Genomic DNA, 22,217 nt, shown 5'->3' on the forward strand with positions numbered 1-22,217 from the left:
CACTGAATTCAGGAAAAAATACTATACAAGGTTATCTTTCCTTTTTTTGTTTTCTCAGAGCCTTTATGAGTAAATACTGGGGCATATTAGAAAGGTAAATTTTGTCCACAGCATTTAGGAAACTTTATACAAAGGACTCTAGATATTGTAGAAACTGGTAAAATATTCTGAACGTGCTTTAGGTACTAAACTGGTGAATTGCATCCCATTGTCAGGGTAAATATTTTGGGCGTTTTTATCCCACTGAAGGGAAACTGAAAAGTAGGGATGAAATTAGAAATGTGTTTTTTCCTTGCCCCATTTGGATGATCTAGCTGCAATACAGAAACGCAATTAGTGTGAATCATAACGTTCTGTCTCTTGATAAATACCATAGCCAGTTTCACCGTCCAGGATAATCTATTTTATGCGATTCAAGCAATAAAAGCTGCCAAGCTCGTTACAGAAAGAACACAACCTTGAATCTAAATTCATACCAAGTGAAAAAATACTTAAACGAGTTGATGGGGTGAATAACAGTGGCTAGGTTATAGTATTTTTTCCTTTTCACGCTTAATTAATTGACTGATGCCTTGCTGCTTTTAAATATTGAATTATTACAAAGATTAGCACACTTTATAGAAATTGAATAGTTCATTTAAAGTAAGTTTATAAAAAATATTTTTGGTTCAGAAACTCACTTGGAAATACTCAACCCGTATAATCGTATAATCTTTGACTAAAATTTGTGCCGCAAGGGTTTTGGTGTTTAGGTGTTATCCAATCTTTTTACCTAGAGCTATGAATATTTGTAGAGAAACTGTCTATTAAGTCACAAATCATTAAATACACATTTTGTTGTTTTGAACATAAATATCTTTTTTTCAGAGAAACATCATAATTCAGCTTTAGTATTTGATGAATTTTTAAGATAACTTATTTTGTTACTCAAAGTGGTTATTTATAAAGCAAATATTAATTTAGTGAATGTAATAGAATCAACACAAATGCCTGACTCCAAGCTTCGCGAATGGGTGAATGTGTGATGAAATCTGCACATTTTTACTTGAAAAAGCCTTATCTGATAAGGGAAATACAGATTTAATAGTTAATTTATGAGCTTTTAAAGGAATGGTCTATATAAAACACATATTTTCAGTTATGTTTTTGAGTTCCAATTTGGTTGTTAATGTCAAGAGAATTAGTTATATTTTATTTGTTGACAAAATCAAATACTTTTGGCAGAATTGAATTTAAGTTTATTCAGTTTTTCCGGTTCATTGCATCAGAGATTCAATATATCTGGAAACCAATATCTTTAGTAAGCGTTATTGTATTTTTCGCTACTTCATGAAACGCCAATTAAGGATAAAACTGAGGAAAATTGGAAGTAATATCATTGTTGATTTTGCCGTTCATCTTGTAATCTTTAGCGGCTACAAAATCTGAAAACAATTCATACAAAACTAATTAGGCTTGTCCACTGCCTGGGAGTAAAACTATGGGGGATAAGTTCTCTTAGGTAATTTGCGGTATTAAGACTATCCCTGTTCAGAAAATAATGGGAATAAAAATATGGCAGTAAACAAAGAAAGCCAATTATTGAAAAGAGCCTCTAGGAAGTGGAAAATAATTTTAGCAGCTTCCCTTGCTTTAGCTACTGGTTTAGCATCTTTCTACAGTTTTTCTCAATTGAAGGTAAAACCTAATTCTCCGGTTCCATCTTCTGGAGTCAACTCTCCCAAAGCAACTCCTGTAAAAGTTGCTGTAACGGCTTTAGGACGTTTGCAACCACAAGGCAAAATTACTTATTTATCTGCTCCCAATTCCGTCAACGGTGTGCGTGTAGAAAAACTGTTGGTAGCTGAAGGAGACGAAGTAAACGCGGGACAAGTATTAGCTTATTTAGAAGACTATGCTCGTTCTCAAGCTGCTATTAAACAAGCTTTTGATAAGTTACTAGTTGCTAAAGCTAAACTTGCACAGGTAAAATCTGGAGCAAAACCCGGTGATATCAATGCTCAAAAAGCAACAATTACTCGTTTAGATTCACAATTAAAAGGTGAAGTTGCTGCTCAAACAGCGACAATTAACCGCATTCAAGCGGAAGTAGATAATGCTCAAAAAGAGAGCGATCGCTATCAGCAATTGTACAAAGATGGTGCAATTTCAGCTTCCATCTCCGATACTAAAGCCTTGCAACTCAAGACAACACAACAACAATTAACAGAAGCTAAAGCTACTCTTCTACGAATTCAAAACACCTTACAAAATCAAATTCAGGAAGCAAAAGCTAGACTCAACAGCATTGCAGAAGTACGTAATGTCGATGTTGCGTTAGCAGAAAGTGAAGTCAAGAGTGCTGAAACTGCTATTCAACAAGCCAAAGCAGACTACGATTTAACTTACATCAAATCCCCCATAGATGCCAGAATTTTGAAAATTCATACCAAAAATGGTGAAGTAATCGCTAATTCTGGCTTTGCTGAACTTGGTAAAACTTCAAACATGAATGTAATTGCTGAAGTTTATCAAACCGATATTCAAAAAGTGCGTGTTGGTCAAAAAGCGATCATCACTAGTCCTGCATTTTCTGAAAAATTACAAGGAACAGTCAGGGAAATTGGTTGGCAAGTTGACAAACAAAGAATCTTTAGTATTAACCCCACTTCAGATACAGATCGCAGAATTGTTGAAGTAAAAATATCCATTGATAATCCTGCTGATAGCAAAAAGGTATCTCGCTTAACTAACTTGCAGGTAGATGTTGCTATTCAAATCTAGTCATTAGTAGGTGACAGTTATTAATTATCCTTACCCATTACTAATGACTAATAACTAATGACTAAATATATGAATGTAAAAATTCCTTTAGCATGGCTACAGTTAGCCCAGCAAAAAGTCCGTTTTGTCGTAGCTGTAGCTGGTATTGCCTTTATTGTGCTGCTAATGTTCATTCAACTTGGTTTCCAAGATGCACTTTATTCTAGTGCTACAGCAGTACATCAGAATCTCAAAGGTGATTTATTTTTAGTCAGTTCTCAATATAAATCTTTGACTTCTAATCAAAGCTTTTCTCGAAATCGTTTATACCAAACATTAGGGTTTAATGGTGTCGAGTCAGTTAGCCCTATGTATTTGCAATTTGCAAAATTAAAAAATCCTGCTACTGGCGAAAAATATTCAATCTATGTAATTGGTTTCGATCCGGGGAAACCAGTAATGAATATCCCAGAAGTCGAGCAGAATTTAGATAAGCTGAAAATTCCTGATGTCATGTTATTTGATAGGGATTCTCGACCAGAATTCGGTCCAATAGCAGCAAAATTTGATCAGGGAAATACAGAACAAACAATTGAAATCTTTTCCTTCGATTCTCTGCAAGGTTATCGAGTCAGAGTAGGTGGTTTATTCAGTTTAGGCCCTTCCTTTGGTGTAGATGGAAATTTAATTGTTAGTGACTCAACTTTCTTAAGAATCAATCCTAATATCCGTCCTGCAGAAAATATAGATGTAGGTATTATTAAACTCGAACCAGGTGTTGATCCAAATCAGGTTTTAAAAAATTTGCAGGCAAATTTACCTAATGACGTACAGATTTTTACTCGTCCACAATTTATTAATTTTGAAAAACAATATTGGGCCGCCAGAACACCCATTGGTTTCATTCTGAACTTGATGTTAACAATGGCTTCTGTAGTCGGTGTAGTTATTGTCTATCAAATTCTTTACAGCAACATTGCTACTCAATTTATTGCCTACGCAACCTTAAAAGCTATCGGTTATGCCAACGGTTATTTATTAAATGTGGTTTTTCAACAGGCATTAATATTGGCTTTATTAGCTTATATACCAGGATTTATTGGTTCAGTTGCTTTATATGACTTTGCTATGCAAGCAACTAAATTACCCATCGTCATGACTTCTAATAATGCCCTAATTGTCTTAACCTCTACCGTTTTAATTTGCATAACTTCTGGAGCATTAGCCATTAATAAACTTCGCTCCGCAGATCCGGCTGATATTTTCTAAGCAATCTGGATCAAATTCAGAAATTCAAGTCAACATATTTACTAATCAATACTATGAACCTCAACAACAAAACTATTCTCATCACTGGAATTGACGAATTTATCGGCTTACGTGCAGCAGAGTTAGCTATAGCTCAAGGAATGAAAGTACGTGGTTTACAAACTTCTTCAGCACAGGATAAAAACCTACAAAATTTAGGAATTGAAATTATAGTTGGTAGCATCACTGACGAGAAAATTGCCCAAAAAGCTTGTCAGGGAGTAGACATTATTTTACACACCGCTCAACTGGCAGAAGAAGCTGGAGAACTTAAGCATTTTCGGGAAATCAATGTTAATGGTAGCTTGAATATAGCTAAAGCCGCAAAAGCAGCTGGTGTAAAAACCTTTGTACATCTTTCTACAGTCTTAGTTTATGGCTTCAACTATGCCAATAATATTACAGAAATCGGTGCAGTTTCTGGGGATAATAATTCCTACTGTCAAACAAAAATTGAAGCAGAAACAGAAGTTTTAAAACTGAATTCACCTCCAGATTTTGGAGTAATAATCATTCGGGCAGGAGATGTTTATGGACCAGGAAGTATTCCTTGGATAGTGCGCCCAGTATTGATGATGCGACAAAAATTATTTGCCTATGCGAATGATGGTAAGGGTGTGATGAATCACTTGTATGTCGATAATTTAATTGATGCCATCTTTTTAGCTATAGAAAAAGAAACCTATGGCGAAGTTTTTAATGTTACAGATGGGGAAGAAACATCCTGGAAAGACTACTTCATTCACTTAGCAGCAATGGAAGGTTTACCTGCTCCCATGTCTCTGCCTAAAGAGGAAATGAAGTTATTCTTACGAGTGCGTAACCAGGGACAAAAACTGTTTCGGAAAAAAGCCGATATTCTCCCCGAATCTGTAGACTTCATGAGTCGTCCTTATTCTTATTCTATTGCTAAAGCTACAAGTTTATTAAATTATAAACCCAAAATTGACCTCGAAGAAGGCATGAAGCGCACTCATCAATGGTTGCAAAAAACTGACATTCAAAAATTGATGAAATAGTAGGACTAGGATAAGTTTGTGGGGAATAGCGTATGTATAAATCTCGACCTCAATTAAGTATTGGACTACCTGTATACAACGGCGAAAAATTTCTTCAAGCATCTCTAGATGCTCTGTTAAATCAGACTTTTAGTGATTTTGAATTAATTATCTCAGATAATGCTTCTACAGATAATACTGAAGAAATTTGTAGAAATTATGCCGCAGAAGATCAACGGATTCGTTACTATCGCAATTCTAGTAATATCGGTTGTGCTTGTAATTTCAATCGTGTTTTTAAGTTGTCTAATGGTGAATACTTTAAATGGGCAGCTTATGATGATTTACACGCTCCTGATTTTCTCAGTAAATGTATACAGGTACTTGAGGAAAATCCTAATTATATCTTATGCCATTCTCACACATCGTTTATTGATCACCAGGGTGAGTTTCTCCAACACTATGATATTAAACTCAATACTAATTCAGAAAAACCACAAGTCAGGTTTGATGAATTACTAACTAAACATCTGTGTTATCAAATGTATGGTGTAATTCGCCAAAGTGCCTTAAAAAAAATCCCTCTTATGGGTGGTTACGGTAATGCAGATGGAATTTTACTATTAAGGCTGTCCATAATTGGACAATTTTATGAAATTCCCGAACATTTATTTTTTGCCAGGATTCATCCCCAGCAATCTCTGAGTATGTTTTTTCCCCATTACCTATCATTTACTCACAAAAATCCTCAATATTCATTAGATATGTTACCAGATTTCTATGAGTATTCTGTGTGGTTTGATTCAGCTAATAAGGGGAAGATTTTATTTCCTCATTGGCGAATATTTAAAGAATATTTACTTTCAATTAATCAAAGTCAACTGAATTTGTATGAGCAACTATTGTGTTATTTTAGTGTTGCTAAAAAGCTGGCTGGTACAGAATCTTTATTAATTAAAGATTTGTGGTTAGCAGCCAAAATGTTGAAATTGCAAAAATTAGCAACAAAGGATGCTTTAAGTTGAGCTAATTAATATTTAATCAATCATATCTAGCCGCTTATGTTGAAAATATCTCGTGTTTCTTATCTATTGTTCGCGACTTTGTTAAGCTTCAGTTGTGCTAACACTGTTCATGCAGAACCAACCACAGCATTAACTGTAGTCGTGAATGGTATACGTCACAAAACAGGTGAAATTTGTTTCAGAATTTACGATTCTGAAAAAGGATTTCCTCTGAGTAATTCTAGTGAAGTTCAAAGTGGCTGCACTAAAATTTCTGGTAGTTCTGTTAAGAAGGTATTTTCGGGTTTGAAACCTGGTACTTATGCTGTTGCATTAGTTGACGATCAAAATGGCGATCACAAACTCAATAAAGACTTTTTTGGCATTCCCAAAGAAGGTTTTGGAATTTCCAGAAATCCCATTGTTTCCATCCAAACTGGTACACCAACATTCCGCAATGCCAGCTTTAAAATGAGCAAAAATACAACTATCAATATCACCATGAAATATTCTCTTGATCCCTAGAGAATAGGTGACAGGTGACAGTTACAGGTTACAGGGAAGGGTTTGACAAATAACAACTGACAACTGACAACTGACAACTGACAATAAATTTCATGGAAGATGTGACTACATTTCTGTCTAAGTCTTTGATAGGTTGGCTGGTTATGCAGGTATGTTTCACGCTGATCTTTTTATGGTATCTGCGTTCATACAAACAACCATTACTATCAGATAACCAGTTACCCAAAACGGCAGTAATTCTTTGTTTACGAGGTGCTGATCCGTTTTTACCTAATTGTGTGCGATCGCTGTTAAAACAAAACTACCCACAGTACGATTTAAAGGTGATCGTAGATAGTCCAGAAGATCCAGCTTTTAAAGTTGCCAAGGAAGTAATAACTGAAATTGGTGCAACTAATTTTCAAATTAGCACCTTGAGAACAGTACGCCACAATTGTAGTCTCAAATGCAGTTCTTTAGTACAAGCAGTTTCCGATTTAGATGACTCTTACCAAGTAGTTGCATTAGTAGATGCTGATACCATAGTTCATGCTAATTGGTTAAGAGAATTAGTTAGTCCTCTCATCGATGAAAAAGTAGGACTAACAACAGGAAACCGTTGGTATGTACCTACAGGTAAATATTGGGGTTCTTTGGTACGCTACGCCGGCAATGTCTCTACCGTGGTGCAAATGTTCCTATTTCAAGTTCCTTGGGGTGGTAGTTTAGCAATTAAAAAAGAAGTGCTGCACCAAACAGAACTACTTGAGAAATGGGGAGAAGCTTTTGGTGACGATATGCTCATGCACAAAGTCCTCAAAAAGCAGGGATGGCGGATTAAATTTGTCCCTTCTTTGTTAATGGTTAACCGGGAAGAAAGCGATTTACCCAGTTTGTTGACATCTCTCAAACGCTTAATACTTTGTTACCGACTTTATCACCCAAATTGGTTGGCTTTAGTCAGTGATGCTGTTTCCAGTATTTTCTTTCCCACTGTCACCATCGTATTAGCTTTAGGATTGTTGTTAGCAACAGAATGGAATACGGCATTTTCCTTATTTAAATCCTATAGCATCTACACAATTGGATTACTTTTGTTGATGCTAGTCATGGAACTAGGAATACAAGAAGTAATTCGCTCTCAAGGTCAAGTGACTCCTCAAGTTTCACTAACTACAATCATGAAAATGTTGATTGCTATTCCTTTGACACAATGGGTTTATGGATTAGCAATGCTATCTTCCCTGTGGATGTCTACAGTCACATGGCGTGGTCTTACCTATCGAATTCAAAGTCCTTGGCATATTCGCTTAGTTGAATATCATCCTTATCAATGGTTAGACCAACCCATTGATCCCAAAATTTCTCTGTAATTTCATTCGGGCATTTTATTAATTATCAGAGCAAACATCTACAGTTTCATGAAATAGTTGCTGCGTAAATCCTAAACCCAGCACGTTCATGAAATAATTTACCTCAACCATGAAAAAACAACCTCTCCGCATCGCATTATTTACAGGCTTATATGCTCCTTTTTTAACAGGCGTATCAGTTGCCGTACATCAGCGAGTCCATTGGTTACTTGAACAAGGACACGAAGTTTTTCTCATTCATCCACAAATCAATAATCAGTACAGTAAACAAGTTGGGAATCGTCCCATGTCGGGACTAGAAGAACTACAATCTTTTCCCAACTTTTCATCTTATGCTTTCCCCACAGAACCGCTGATCTTCTATAAATCTCTACCCCAACCATTGAACTATCGACATTGGAGCGATACTCAATTACTAGAAAAGTTTCAGCCTGACATCATCGTAGTTGAAGAAGCAGCCCAGATGAGAGGGCTATACTCATTTTTCCTACAAGGTTATGGACGACCTGTAGGAGTTGATTACGCCAAACAAACTAAAACCCCGATTATCTCCGTTTTTCATACCGATATCGTCGCCTATATTCGATATTATTTAGGTGATGTATTATTCGGACTCCTGCGTCCCATTATTCCTCTTTTAGTTCAGCAGTTTAGTGAGGCTTATAACCTCAACTTATTCTCTTCTAAGGAACAACTATCTAAGTACGAAAAGCTGAAATGTCAACGTGGGGAATACCTTCCCTATCAAGGAATTAATTGCGAAAAATTTCATCCCCGCAACATCTGTTATGATCCAATTCCCAACGATAAAAGACCGACAATTTTATTTGTGGGACGTATCACCGCAGAAAAAAATGTTACTCAGCTTTTAGATGCTTATCCCTTGATTGCTGCTAAAATTCCAGATGTCCATTTAGTGATTGTGGGTAGCGGACCTTTAGATAAAGAAATTCATCGCCGCGCTCAAAATTTCCCAGGCAATGTGACTATTTGGGGTGAATCTCACGGTACAGAACTTTTGGGATGGTTTGCTAGAGCCGATGTTTTTATTAACCCTTCAGTTACGGAAAACTTCTGCACTACAAATAACGAAGCTTTAGCTTCTGGAACTCCTGTAGTTGCTGCTATTGCTCCCTCAACCGCTGAACAGGTAATAGTTGGTTATAATGGCTTTCTTGCTCAACCCAACAACGTCAAAGATTTTGCTGAAAAGATCATTACAATTTTAGAAAATCCGGATCTTAAAGCTCAATTATCTCAGCAAGCTCGCCCCTCTATCTTAGAATTTGATTGGTCAGTATGTAGCCGCAAGTTTGAAGATAGGCTCTACCAGTTAGTGGATATACCCCAAAAAGTTGAGTTGTCCTCATAATTATTATCGCTCATAGGTCAAAAAAAAGCCAATTTGGCTACATATCGGTGATTTTGTCTGGTAGAGTATTCAAGTAATTGACCTGTGGGCTTTTAGGTTGCAAGTTTGAGACCTTAGCAAACTTTGCCACAGTTTTATCAGTGGAGCTATGACCTACTCTAACTGATAATAGTGTTGGTATTGCCCTCAACTGTGCCTAAAAATCTTTAGACCTCATAAGTAATAACTTCTTATGGGGTCTTTCATTATCTAAGAGTCTGGAAATAAAAAAAATTCCAGACAAAATTAAAGTAATTTTGTCTGATGTTTTAATCATTTAACTTAAGCAATATATCAAGTTGAGATTTTTAGCAACTACTTAAAATACTAAATAAATATATTTGAGGTTTGAAAAACTGTGATTGCTCAGACATAATTCCTGGAGTTAGGTCTTAAGCGTTACATTCAAAAACTTGATTTTTTATATTTAGTCAGCAAAAATATAAATAAGTCTAACATCTTGTAGGCTCTCTTGGTGACAACTTAACCTTATCCAATGTCCACAGTCCGCACCTGCGGACTTTTTTTTAGAGCAACGAGGAGTCCAAGTAATACTGTTAATACTGTTCAGTTAAGATATTCAACTGATCATCTAGCTTGGGGAAAAGTTAAAGGGTAAATGTTTTTCTTACCCCTTGCAAAGTTAAATACACATCATTAATATTTCTAATCAAAATTAGATTATTAATAATATTTATTAATTAATTAAACAAAAACAGCTAATTTTCAGTCATCTTCAAAATTTTTGGACTGAATATTTGAGTCTTTCAGCAGTTTTGTGATATTTTACAGCGATTATGATAATTATCTTATGTATTTTTTGGTTAACTTTGTTAAAAAAAATTCAATATTTTTCAAAATATACATAATATCTATATTATACTAACTATTACAAAAATACCAAAAACACTGAGTTTGCTCAACGTAAATTCAGTAAATTTGCGGATAACTTACAAGGAAATAATGCGTAAAATAGAATCTAGGTGTAGTTTACGTTTAAATACCTAAATCCTAAATATTGCCGTTTAGCCAATCCCACTGTCATTAAAAATATCAACAGGGTGTAAAGTATTAAATAAATCATCTGCTCAATTATCTTTAGAATCACTTTTAATCAAGACTAAACAAGTGCTGTATAACAATAGTATAGGAAAACAAAGGGTGCTATTCATACCGTTGAGACTACATATGTTTCTGTCAATTTTCAGGGGATTACTGACTCCTGTGTGGATAATATTAGATTCTCTAGAGGCTGACTTATTGATTACAAGGAACAAAGTATGACCAACTCAGAACTCATAGAATCTCATAACTTACTGAATGAGTTTAAAACCTGTACTCAGTTTCAATACAATGGAAAATTAAATATTAAAAGTTCCAAAGGCCGTCAATGGGCTTTTTACTATCGCCTCGGACGGATAGTTTGGGCTACAGGTGGAACTCATCCCTTCCGACGCTGGCGTAGACAAATGGCTCAATATTGCCCCGATATCGACCTAGAGAAGATTCGCTGTCGAAGTGAGGATTTTGCCATCGATTACTGGGATTATAATATCTTGGATATCTTATACAAAAGACAGAAAATCCAACGAGAACAAATTCAAGCTATTGTCGAAAACACAATTGCAGAACTATTTTTTGATTTAGCGCAGGAAGTTGATTTTGCTTCTGTAAGTTGTAATCTAAGTCAGGAAGTGATATTAGATATGCCCATGAGCTTCACAAGTGCAGATATGTCAATCAAACATATGCAAGACTCATGGGCGATTTGGTCACAAGTCGGTTTGGCGAATGTTTCTCCTAACTCATCACCAGTCCTACGGAGACCAGAACAACTCCAACAAATGGTTAGTGCATCTGTATACAAAAACTTTGTCAATTTAATTAATGGCAAATACACTCTGCGAGAACTCGCTGTAAAAATGAAACAGGATGTGATGCCTGTTTCTCGTTCCTTACTTCCCTATATCCTCAAAGGAATCATTGAGTTAGTAGAATTACCTGACTTACCTCTACAAGTTACTGATGGAGACAATTCCAACTCCAGACAAACCAGAAATCGGATTCATCGCATTGCACCACTGATAGCTTGTGTTGATGATAGTCCTCTGGTGTGTAAAACGCTAGAGGATATTATTACCTCTAATGGACTGAGATTTACCAAAGTTCAAGATGCTATACAAGCTTTACCTGTTCTGATTCAAGACAAACCAGATTTAATTTTCTTGGATTTGATTATGCCTGTAGCCAGTGGTTATGAAATTTGCACTCAATTACGGCGCATTCCTGCTTTTGCTAATACACCAGTAATTATCTTAACTGGCAATGATGGTCTTTTGGATCGAGTGCGCGCCAAGGTAGTGGGTTCGACAGATTTTATCTCTAAACCAATAGTGGCTGATCGAGTCATGGGTGTAATACGTAAATATTTACCTGTACAGGCTAACTCAACTGTTAGAAATACGGCTAATTTAGAAGTTCCTAATTAGAGTGATGTTTACTTTGCACCGAGATATAATAGTTGATAAAATATACCTCTGATCGCAAAACAATTACAGCCAAATTGTTTTTTTCCTCAGTTGGCCTCATTCAGGATTTTTTAATTCACTTAAATCATGAACTTACATGATGTAAATTTATGTTGGTAAGTTTACTGATGGAAATATCTATACAATGATTCAAGATATAATGGCAACACAGACTAGTGTTATATTCATCTGTCTGAGTGTATACCTAAGTCTTTACTTCCAGGCTGAAAAAATAATTTAATAGGTAGTTCCCATGAGTACTGTTTTAGTAGTTGAAGATGGTTTGACTGATATGGAAATTATCAGCCGTTACTTGCGACAGGCAGGCTATTCTGTGATTTCTGCCACCAGCAGTGAAGAGGCACAACAAAAAATAGATGCGAATAAACCTGATGTTATATTGCTAGATGTAATTTTACCGGGTAAAAGCGGTTTTGAAATTTGTCGAGAACTACAAAATAACCCTAATACTAGCCAAATACCTGTGGTTTTCTGCTCTACTAAAAATAGTGAAGTAGATAAGATTTGGGGTAATATGTTGGGCGCTAAAGCTTACCTATCAAAACCAGTAGATAAGGAAGAATTAGAAAAGACTTTGAAAACATTGATCAACAAGTAAGTAGGTCGGTGTTAAAAATTGTCGTTATGACAAGGCAGGAGGCAGGAGGGAAGAGGTTTTTAGACAACGTTACTTTTTGTTACATACTTCTGTATTTTCGCGCCTTTCTACTTAGAAAATATTTCATTAAATCAAAAAAACAATAGTCACTATTTAAAATTGAGTTTTAATCATTAAATAGTGGCTAAAAAATTATCTAATAAAAAGGAAATTGACTTTGGAAACCAAACAGAAATTTTTAAGTTTTAATTTGGGAGAGAGAGATCAAGCAGTAATTTCGTTACAGCATATCACCGAGGTATTACGTATATCCTTAAGTGAAATTTGCGTAGTTCCACAGATGCCAAACTGCGTATTAGGTATTTATAGTTGGCGTGGCGAAATGCTGTGGTTGGTTGATTTAGAAGAAATGTTAGGTTATCCACCTCTTTTGCAAGGTTCAAATTTACTCACAAAAATGATGGCAATTGTGCTAGAAAACGAGGGTAAATATTTGGGGCTGATGGTGCGCCAATTGACCGATATTGAGTGGTTGGATACGCAGCAAATGAAGATTCCCTCTCCTGACCTATTTTATCCAGCAATGTCACCTTTTCTGCACGGATACATTACTAACGGTTCAGAGCAGATGATTTTCAATTTAGACGCTCTGGCAATTCTCCAATCACCAATGTGGGGTAGTCATAACTAACAAATTTTCTGGTAACAACTAAAAAAAATAGGTAATTTGCATCTTACCTACCATTGAATATTTTATGGATCACAACTGGAAATTGCTAGTAACTAAAAAATAAATTGAGGGGAAGCAAATGACAACTTTATATCAAAGTAATGAAGACCGAGGAAATATCTTTGCTGAAGTGGAAAAATCAGACAAAGAAAATGGCAGCACCTTAGAAAAATTTGCCCGCAATGATGTATCTACATCTAAGGCTATTTCTCAGGAATTTAAAGTCTGGCGGCAACGCTTTCAATACATAACAACGCAGATGGGTCAAGCCCCGGATCTGGATTCTTTACTAAAGATAACTGTAGCGCAAGTTAGGGATAAAATTGGTGGCGATCGCGCATTAATTTATCAATTTACTAACTCTGAAGCTGGTACAGTTTTAGCAGAATCAAGAACTACAGGTTGGACACCATCTTTAGGTGAGAATCTGCCCGCTATTTTGTTTGGATTATATACCAATCAAGATTATATTGAAGCCGTAGCAATTGACGATATTAATCAGATTCAAGTAACTCCCTATCAGAAACAACTACTGGATAAATTTCAAGTTACAGCTAGTTTAAGCCTGCCGATTCTGATAGATAGTAAAGTATGGGGTTTATTAGTAATCCATAGTTGTGGTTCAGAACGTCAATGGCAAGAGGCAGAAATTACTCTACTCTCGCAAATAACTACAGAAATTACCTACAGATTGCAGAGTTTTAAATTACAAAAAGAACTGCAACAGTCAGCATTGGCCAAGCAATCAGTAGCTAAAGTCATCAGCAAAATTTTACAACAGCCAGATGTAGATAAAATCTTTCAAACTACGACTCAAGAAGTCCGTCAATTACTCAAATGCGATCGCGTTGGTGTTTATCGTTTCAACCCTGATTGGAGTGGGATATTTGTTTCCGAATCAGTGGGTAACAATTGGACGAAAATCGTCACCCCTGACTATAAAATGGTTTGGGAAGATACCCACCTACAAGAAACCAAAGGTGGAAGATATGCCAAAGGGGAAACCTTTGTAGTTAATGACATTTATAAAACAGGTCATGCTCAATGTCACATTGAGATATTAGAGCAGTTTGACACCAAAGCTTATATCATTGCTCCCATCTTCTCAGGTGAAAAATTGTGGGGTTTACTAGCAGCTTATCAAAATACCGGGGCGCGGGAATGGCAAGACTGGGAAGTGAGCTTTTTAACACAGATAGGCTTGCAATTTGGTGTGGCTATTTCCCAGGGAGAATATTTGGAACAAGTGCAGAAACAAAGTGAGCAACTAGCCCAGATTAATAAACAAGAAAAATTTCTAGGCAAGATTGTTAACCGCATTCGACAAGCTTCCAACTTAGACGGCATCTTCAAAACTACAGTACAAGAAGTTCGTCAAGCATTAAAGTGCGATCGCGTCGGTGTTTATCAATTCCAACCAGACTGGAGTGGTCAATTTATCGCTGAGTCAGTGAGTAGTGGCTGGATAAAAATAGTTACGCCTGACTTTAAAATGGTCTGGGAAGATACCCACCTGCAAGAAACTCAAGGTGGTAGATATGCCGCAGGGGAAAGTTTTGCAGTCGATGACATTTATCAAGTTGGTCATGCTCAATGCCACATTGAGATATTAGAGCAAATTGAAGCCAAAGCTTACATGGTTGCTCCCATCTTCTTCGGGGAAAAACTCTGGGGTTTGTTGGCAACTTATCAGAACTCTAGCACCCGCCAATGGCAACCTTGGGAACTCAGCTTTTTACAACAAATCGGCTTACAATTTAGCCTCGCTAAAACACAGATCGATTATGTAGAACAAGTAGAATCTAAATCTCAAGAACTAATTCAGATTGCTGAACAAGAGAAAACCCTCAACAAAATTGTCAGCCGCATTCGTCAATCCAGAGAAGTAGACGAGATATTCACAACTACTACCCACGAAGTTCGGCAGGCATTAAAATGCGATCGCGTCGGTGTTTATCAATTTAAACCTGATTGGGGTGGTGAATTTGTAGCTGAATCAGTCGGTACTGGTTGGACAAAATTAGTCGGTCCAAATATCAAAACCGTCTTAGATGATACCTACTTACAAGATACGAAAGGTGGCAGATATGCCAAAGGCGAAACCTTTGTTGTTAATGACACCTATAAAATAGGTCTAGCCCCTTGCCACATTGCAATTTTGGAGCAGTTTGAAGCCAAGTCTTATGTAATTGTGCCGATATTTTTTGGCGAAAAACTCTGGGGCTTGTTGGCAGCTTATCAAAATACTGGATCTCGTGAATGGAAAGAGTCAGAAGTCAACTTTTTAAAACAGATTGGCTTGCAATTTAGTCTGGCTAAATCACAGTTAGATTATATAGAACAAGTACAATTGCAATCTCAAGAAATCACTCAGATTGCTGAACAAGAGAAAACCGTCAACAAAATAGTCAACCGCATCCGCCAATCCTTCGATTTAGAAGACATCTTCAAAGCAGCTACTCAAGAAGTTCGCCAAGCTCTAAAATGCGATCGCGTCGGTGTTTATCAATTTAAACCTGATTGGAGTGGACAATTTTTAGCAGAATCAGTAGGTAGTGGCTGGATGAAAGTTGCCACAGCCGACTTTAAAATGGTTTGGGAAGATAGCCACTTGCAAGAAACCCAAGGCGGTAGATATGCCAAAGGCGAATCCTTGGCAGTCAATGACATCTATCAAGTCGGTCACTCTCAATGTCACATAGAGATTTTAGAGCAGATTGAAGCCAAAGCTTACATAATAGTTCCCATCTTTTATGGAGAAAAATTGTGGGGATTACTTGCAGCTTATCAAAACAGTGGAACTCGTGAATGGCAACCCAGAGAAATCAACTTTTTAGAGCAGATTGGCTTGCAATTTAGTTTAGCGAAATCTCAGATTGATTATATAGACCAAGTAAAATCGCAATCTCTGGAAATCAGTCAGATTGCTGAACAAGAGAAAACAGTCAACAAAATAGTCAACCGTATCCGCCAATCGTTCGATTTAGAAGACATCTTCAAAGCAGCTACTCAGGAAGTCCGTCAGGCATTGCGGTGCGATCGCGTTGGTATTTATCAATTTCATCCTAATTGGAGTGGACAATTTATAGCTGAATCAGTATCAAGTGGCTGGATAAAAGTTGCTACCCCGGACTTTAAAATGGTGTGGGAAGATAGCCACTTGCAAGAAACTCAAGGCGGTAGATATGCCAAAGGTGAAAACTTCGTTGTTAACGACATTTATAAAGTTGGGCATTCTCAATGTCATGTTGAGATTTTAGAGCAAATTGAAGCCAAAGCTTACATGATAGTTCCCATCTTTTATGGAGAAAAATTGTGGGGATTACTCGCAGCTTATCAAAACAGTGGAACTCGTGAATGGCTAACCAGAGAAGTCAACTTCTTAGAACAAATTGGTTTGCAAATTAGTCTTGCAAAATCTCAGATTGATTATATAGAACAAGTAAAGTCTAAATCTGAAAAACTAGCTCAGATAGCTGAACAAGAAAAAGCCATCACCAAGATAGTCAACCGCATCCGCCAATCTTTAGAAGTAGAAGAAATCTTCAAAACTACCACTCAAGAAGTCAGACAACTACTAAAATGCGATCGCTCCGTCGTTTATCAATTTACATCCGATTGGGGAGGCGAATTTGTAGCCGAATCAGTATCTAGTGGTTGGGTGAAACTAGTCGGTCCTGGTATTAGAACCACCTTAAATGACCCTTGTCTACAAGACAATGAAGGTGGGCGCTATAAAAAAGGTGACACCTTAGTAGTCAACGACATTTATAAAGCTACCCTTGATCCCTGCTACATAGAAATCATTGAAAAATATGAAGCTAGAGGATACATCATTACTCCCATCTTATTTGGAGATAAACTCTGGGGTTTACTGGCAGCTTATCAAAACTCCGCACCTCGTCATTGGGAAGAATCAGAAATTAACTTGTTGTCACGTATCGGCGACCAATTAGGACTAGCCTTACAACAAACAGAATACTTAAAACAGCTACAAACTCAATCTTCCAAACTCTCAGAAGCAGCCCAAAGGGAAAAAGCCGCCAAAGAATTACTCCAACAACGGTCTATTCAACTGCTTAGAGCTATTAGTCCAGCACTCAGCGGTGATTTAACAGTTCGCGCCCCCATTACAGAAGATGAGTTAGGTACAATTGCCGATGCTTACAATGGCACACTGCAAGCACTACAACAAATCGTCATTCAGGTACAAACCGCTTCCCAAGAAGTTGCCCAAACCTCTATCCACAGTAATTCTTCACTAGTAGGATTGACTGATTTAGCAAAAGAACAGTCCGACGAAATCACCCAAGCCTTACGCGATATTCAACAGATGGTAGATTCTACCCAAGCGGTAGTAACCAGCGCCCAACTAGTACAAATAGCTGTACAACAGGCCAACAAAACTGTAGATTCTGGTGATACAGCCATGAACCAAACAGTAAATGCTATTCAGGCCATTCGTGAAACCGTCGCCCAAACTAGCAAAAAGATTAAACGCCTGAGTGAATCATCACAAAAAATCTCCAAAGTAGTAAATTTGATCAGCAACTTTGCCTCACAAACCAACGTACTGGCTTTAAATGCTGCTATCGAAGCTACTCGTGCCGGTGAATATGGTAAAGGCTTTGCAGTGGTAGCGGATGAAGTTCGTTCTTTGTCTCGTCAGTCCGCAGCAGCAACCATCGAAATTGAAAAATTAGTCCAAGAAATTCAAACTGAGACTGGGGAAGTTGCTGTAGCAATGGAAACGGGTATCCAGCAAGTAGTAGAAGGGACAAATTTAGTTAGTGAAACTCGCCAAAACTTGAACGCCATTGTTTCCGCCACTGCGGAAATTAGTCAACTCATTGAGCGCATTACTGAAGCCACTCAAAAACAAATGGATCAATCGGTAACAGTAACAGCATCAATGAATGATGTGGCTGCAATTGCCAATAAGACCTTTGGTGAATCTCAAGAAATTGCTACCGTGTTCCAAAACTTATCAGGAATGGCTCAAGCTTTATTAACAACGGCTGGTAAGTTCAAAGTCAAGTAAAAGATGGGGACTGGGGACTGGGGACTGGGGACTGGGGACTGGGAATTGGGAACAGGGAACAGGGAACAGGGAACAGGGAATAAAGAATAGGCAAAAGATAAATATTCTGCCTCCTGACTCCTGACTCCTGCCTCCTGCCTCCTGCCTCCTGCCTCCTGCCTCTTGCCTCTTGCTATAATTCCTAAAATTAAAATCAAAACTTATGATTACAGACACTGAAATTCGCGAACAAGGCTATGCCTACTTTTTGGCGGAAGCCCCAGATTTATTACAAGTAATTGAACAAGATTTATTTAGCCTATCAGAAACCTATAGCATCAATAAAGTTCATAACTTAATGCGGGCAACTCATACAATTAAAGGGGGAGCCGCTACTGTTGGGCTAGATACAATCAATATGATAGCCCATTCTTTAGAAGACATATTTAAGGCTTTATATAGTCCTGACGTAGTTATAGATACTGAATTGCAAACCCTCCTACTAGAAGCTTACGAATGTCTTCAGTTGGCTGTCACCGCAGAATTGACATCAAATAATATTAATAGTGAAGAACTTCTGCAAAGAGCAACTTCTGTATTTGCAGAACTACAAACAAAATTAGGTGATGCTTTTGGGGCTGAGTCTCATATTCCTACTTCTGAAGAATTAGGATTTGATATTGTGCAGTCTATTTTTGAAGTAGGAGTTGCCCAACGTATAGAAAGTATTGCTGAAGCTATTAATAATTCCCTAACCAATCAGGAATTAGGCGAGTTTTTAAACTCTCACGTTGAAGTATTTCTAGGGTTAGCTGAATCTTTAAATCTACCTGGTTTGAAAGAACTATCTCAGACCATTATGGCTGTATTAGTAGCTCATCCCCAGAAAGTACATCAAATAGCAGAAATTGCTTTAGCTGATTTACAAGCAGCACAAAAAGCAGTTTTAGCAGGCGATCGCACAGTTGGAGGTTCCCCTTCTGCTGCTTTGCAAGCACTAACAACAGTGGCAAAAGATGACTCACCTGTTAAACCCACTACTAGCTCTTTGGCTAAAGTCCCCAAAAATGAGTCAGGAATCATCCATAAGAACAACTCTTTTGCCAACAAATTTTTCAGCCTCACCACCGAATTTTACCAATTTTTAACCACATCTGGTCACAGAAACGACGAGCCTTTAAAACCAGCAAATGCTAAATTTTACTTAAAAGTTATTCGCTATATTTTCGGCTGGTTTAATCACGAAAGAGAAATACCAGAATCAGATCTGAGTTTAGATTTATTAATTCCTAGAGATCATCCAGATTATTCAGAAAATTATGTGGAAATTTGGCTCAATCAATTTCAGGATTTTATTAAAGATGAACAAGATCAGCAGAACCTTTGCCTTTATCGTCGGGGTGTTATTTCCATAATTATCCTAGCTGTTGCTGAATTTGAGTATTCAGTTAAAAAAAATGATAATGCCATATCAATTATTAGCACACTCCGAAAAGAAATCCGCAAATTAGGAAAAGAATATAAAAATTATCCTCCTGTGACAGAGGAAGAAAAAAAATGGCTAGACAGTCCCAAGTTACAAGAATTATTAGTTATTAAAGAAGTATCCACCCCTGTAGTTACTGCCACTGACTATAATCTAGTGGAGGAAATATGGGGAGGAGATACTATCTCAGGAACAGTCGGGCAATCTCTGATACCACATACCGCCGAAAATGTTAAAGATGATAATTATTTAGAAAGTGTCACATCATCAGTTATCAGTGATCAAGTATTTACAAATACTCCTGATTCAAACTACGAAATTATTACTGATGATTCCGAAACCAAAAATAGAGAATTAGAAGATAAATCTCAACCATCCCCAAATAAGAATACCCGACAATCTTCATTTGTGCGTGTAGATGTAGAGGGATTAGAACGCCTCAATTACTTGGCTGGAGAATTACTTATTTACCAAAAACGACGATCTTTATATGATGATCAGATTATAGAATTAATTGAGCAGTTAAGTCAGAAATTAAGCCAGCATCAAGCAGTTTTACAAAAATTACGTGATTTGCCTTTGCAGGGAAACAATTTTTCCATAGCAACCAGCCAAAAAGTTTCGGCTGTACAATTTGATGCTTTAGAAATGGATGTCTATACAGAATTTAATCTGACATTACATGAAGCACTAGAGGAAACACTGCAACTACAAGAAACATCAGAGTCTCTTGACTTGCTGATTAAACAATCTGGTCAAATTAGTGAGAAAAAATATAATTTAACTCTTGGCATTATAGATAACCTTGCCGAAGCAAGAATGCTGCCTTTGGGAACCATCTTAAATCGCTTTCCGCAAATGGTCAGCAATCTGGCAAATGTTTATGCAAAAAATGTAGAATTAAAACTCACTGGTACACAAGTTCCCATAGATAAAGCTATTGCCGAAAAACTCTATGATCCCTTAGTGCAATTAGTTCGTAATGCTTTTATTCATGGTATTGAATCTCCAGAAATGCGCCATGAACTTGGCAAAAATCCACAAGGTTTAATAGAAATACGCGCCTATCATCAAGGAAATCAAACTATTATTGAAGTTCGAGATAATGGTCAAGGTTTAAATCTAGAAAGTATTCGCAGGAGAGCTATTGACCTGAATCTTATACCAGATGATAATAACCCTCAAGGCTATTATCACCAAACTGAATCAGAACTGATCGATCTAATGTTTTCACCTGGATTTTCCACCGCTGGCAAGGTGAGTGAAATTTCTGGACGTGGTATGGGATTAGATATTGTCCGTACTCAGTTGCAATCTCTTAATGGCATGATTTCAGTACAATCATTGCCCAATGAAGGAACAACATTCATACTCAAAATCCCCTTTTCTATGACCACAGATAAACTAATGCTAGTCCAGTCCGGGGGTATTGTTTATGCCTTACTGCTAGATAGTATCGAGAAAATACTAATTCCCTCGGAGCAGCAAATCAAAAAATTTGAAGGCAAACAAATTTTATATTGGCATTCGGGTGAGGAAGAACTTGTTGTCAACCTCATCAAACTTGAAAGTTTAGTGTATTACAATGGTTCAGTTGTTGGTAGCAATTATTTAAATAATATACCCAAAAGTGCTGATACAGAAATAATGAAAAATCCTGTGCTTCTACTCAAACGCAATCAGGGGATTTTGGGTTTAGAAGTTGACCAAATTATCGGTGAACAAGAACTAGTAATTAGACCTTTAGGTAGTACCATCACTCCACCAAAATATATTTATGGTTGTAGTAGTTTAGCTAATGGCAACCTGATTTTAGTGCTTGATGGCACTATGTTGATAGATTCTCAACAGATGCAGGCCACACTTGATGTTAGAACTCTACCAACAACTTCTGGGTTCCACAAACAAGCTTTGCCAATGTCGGAGGATAATGTATCTATATCATCTACACCGCTACTGACTGCATCTTCTACCTCCAATACTATCGAATCTCCACCAAATTCTTATGCAGCGATAACCCCAAAATTACCAAAAGTAGTTTTGATCATAGATGATGCTATTAGTGTCCGACAAACTATTGTTATGACTTTGCAAAAGTATGGCTATCAAGTATTTTCAGCCCAAAATGGAGTAGAAGCGATTGAGCAGTTAGAATTACATCCAGAAATTGAAGTGGTTATTTCTGATTTAGAAATGCCTCGGATGAATGGATTTGAATTATTAAGTCATATCCGTCAACATTCAGCCTGGGCTAAAAAATCGGTGGTGATTCTCACTTCTCGTAGTTCTGAAAAACATCGTCAGTTGGCTCAAGAATTAGGTGCAACGGCTTATTTAACTAAGCCTTATTTGGAGCATGAGCTTCTTTCTACTGTTGAGAGTTTAGCGAACCGCGATAGTGGTGGTTTGAATCAGGGGTTAATTTCAGCAGGTAAATAGATATAGGACACATTACAAAAAGGTTGAATATACCACTTTTTTTCATCTTTCAACC

Annotated in this window: 12 protein-coding genes; all 12 read left to right on the forward strand. The window is 37.1% G+C overall.

All coding sequences use genetic code 11. The annotated features are described in order from the left end of the window. Window positions 1-1,554: 1,554 nt before the first annotated feature. The 12 genes from H6G06_RS14535 to H6G06_RS14590 all read left to right on the forward strand — a co-directional run bounded on the left by H6G06_RS14535 (window position 1,555) and on the right by H6G06_RS14590 (window position 22,162). Window positions 1,555-2,763 carry an ABC exporter membrane fusion protein gene (locus tag H6G06_RS14535; RefSeq protein WP_190561280.1) on the forward strand — a complete coding sequence of 403 codons (1,209 nt, stop codon included), beginning with the start codon at window positions 1,555-1,557 and terminating at the stop codon, window positions 2,761-2,763. Window positions 2,764-2,832: 69 nt separating this feature from the next. Then, window positions 2,833-4,011, forward strand: a complete 1,179-nt coding sequence (gene devC / locus H6G06_RS14540; RefSeq protein ID WP_190561377.1) for an ABC transporter permease DevC — start codon at window positions 2,833-2,835, stop codon at window positions 4,009-4,011. Window positions 4,012-4,064: 53 nt separating this feature from the next. Further along, a complete protein-coding gene (locus H6G06_RS14545) occupies window positions 4,065-5,069 on the forward strand; it encodes an NAD-dependent epimerase/dehydratase family protein (RefSeq protein WP_190561283.1) in 1,005 nt (334 codons plus the stop codon). Between the two features lie 32 nt (window positions 5,070-5,101). Continuing rightward, entirely contained in the window at window positions 5,102-6,073 is a 972-nt protein-coding gene (locus H6G06_RS14550; RefSeq protein ID WP_190561285.1) for a glycosyltransferase family 2 protein, read from the forward strand. A gap of 36 nt (window positions 6,074-6,109) precedes the next feature. After that, on the forward strand, window positions 6,110-6,577 hold the full coding sequence (locus H6G06_RS14555; RefSeq protein WP_190561287.1) for a DUF2141 domain-containing protein: 468 nt from the start codon (window positions 6,110-6,112) through the stop codon (window positions 6,575-6,577). Window positions 6,578-6,669: 92 nt separating this feature from the next. Next, on the forward strand, window positions 6,670-7,929 hold the full coding sequence (locus H6G06_RS14560; protein ID WP_190561289.1) for a glycosyltransferase family 2 protein: 1,260 nt from the start codon (window positions 6,670-6,672) through the stop codon (window positions 7,927-7,929). Window positions 7,930-8,038: 109 nt separating this feature from the next. Next, on the forward strand, window positions 8,039-9,301 hold the full coding sequence (locus tag H6G06_RS14565) for a glycosyltransferase (protein ID WP_190561291.1): 1,263 nt from the start codon (window positions 8,039-8,041) through the stop codon (window positions 9,299-9,301). A 1,319-nt stretch (window positions 9,302-10,620) separates the two neighbouring features. Beyond that, the gene (locus H6G06_RS14570) at window positions 10,621-11,829 is read left to right on the forward strand and encodes a response regulator (RefSeq protein ID WP_190561293.1); all 1,209 of its coding nucleotides are present in this window, start codon (window positions 10,621-10,623) and stop codon (window positions 11,827-11,829) included. A gap of 292 nt (window positions 11,830-12,121) precedes the next feature. After that, window positions 12,122-12,487, forward strand: a complete 366-nt coding sequence (locus H6G06_RS14575) for a response regulator transcription factor (RefSeq protein ID WP_190561295.1) — start codon at window positions 12,122-12,124, stop codon at window positions 12,485-12,487. A 217-nt stretch (window positions 12,488-12,704) separates the two neighbouring features. Further along, entirely contained in the window at window positions 12,705-13,178 is a 474-nt protein-coding gene (locus H6G06_RS14580; RefSeq protein ID WP_190561297.1) for a chemotaxis protein CheW, read from the forward strand. Between the two features lie 118 nt (window positions 13,179-13,296). Continuing rightward, the gene (locus H6G06_RS14585) at window positions 13,297-18,258 is read left to right on the forward strand and encodes a GAF domain-containing protein (protein WP_190561299.1); all 4,962 of its coding nucleotides are present in this window, start codon (window positions 13,297-13,299) and stop codon (window positions 18,256-18,258) included. 202 nt (window positions 18,259-18,460) lie between these two features. Further along, window positions 18,461-22,162: a hybrid sensor histidine kinase/response regulator gene (locus H6G06_RS14590; protein WP_190561301.1), complete on the forward strand. Its 3,702-nt coding sequence runs from the start codon at window positions 18,461-18,463 to the stop codon at window positions 22,160-22,162. Window positions 22,163-22,217: the final 55 nt, after the last annotated feature.

It is taken from the genome of Anabaena sphaerica FACHB-251, assembly GCF_014696825.1.
Taxonomy (GTDB): domain Bacteria; phylum Cyanobacteriota; class Cyanobacteriia; order Cyanobacteriales; family Nostocaceae; genus RDYJ01.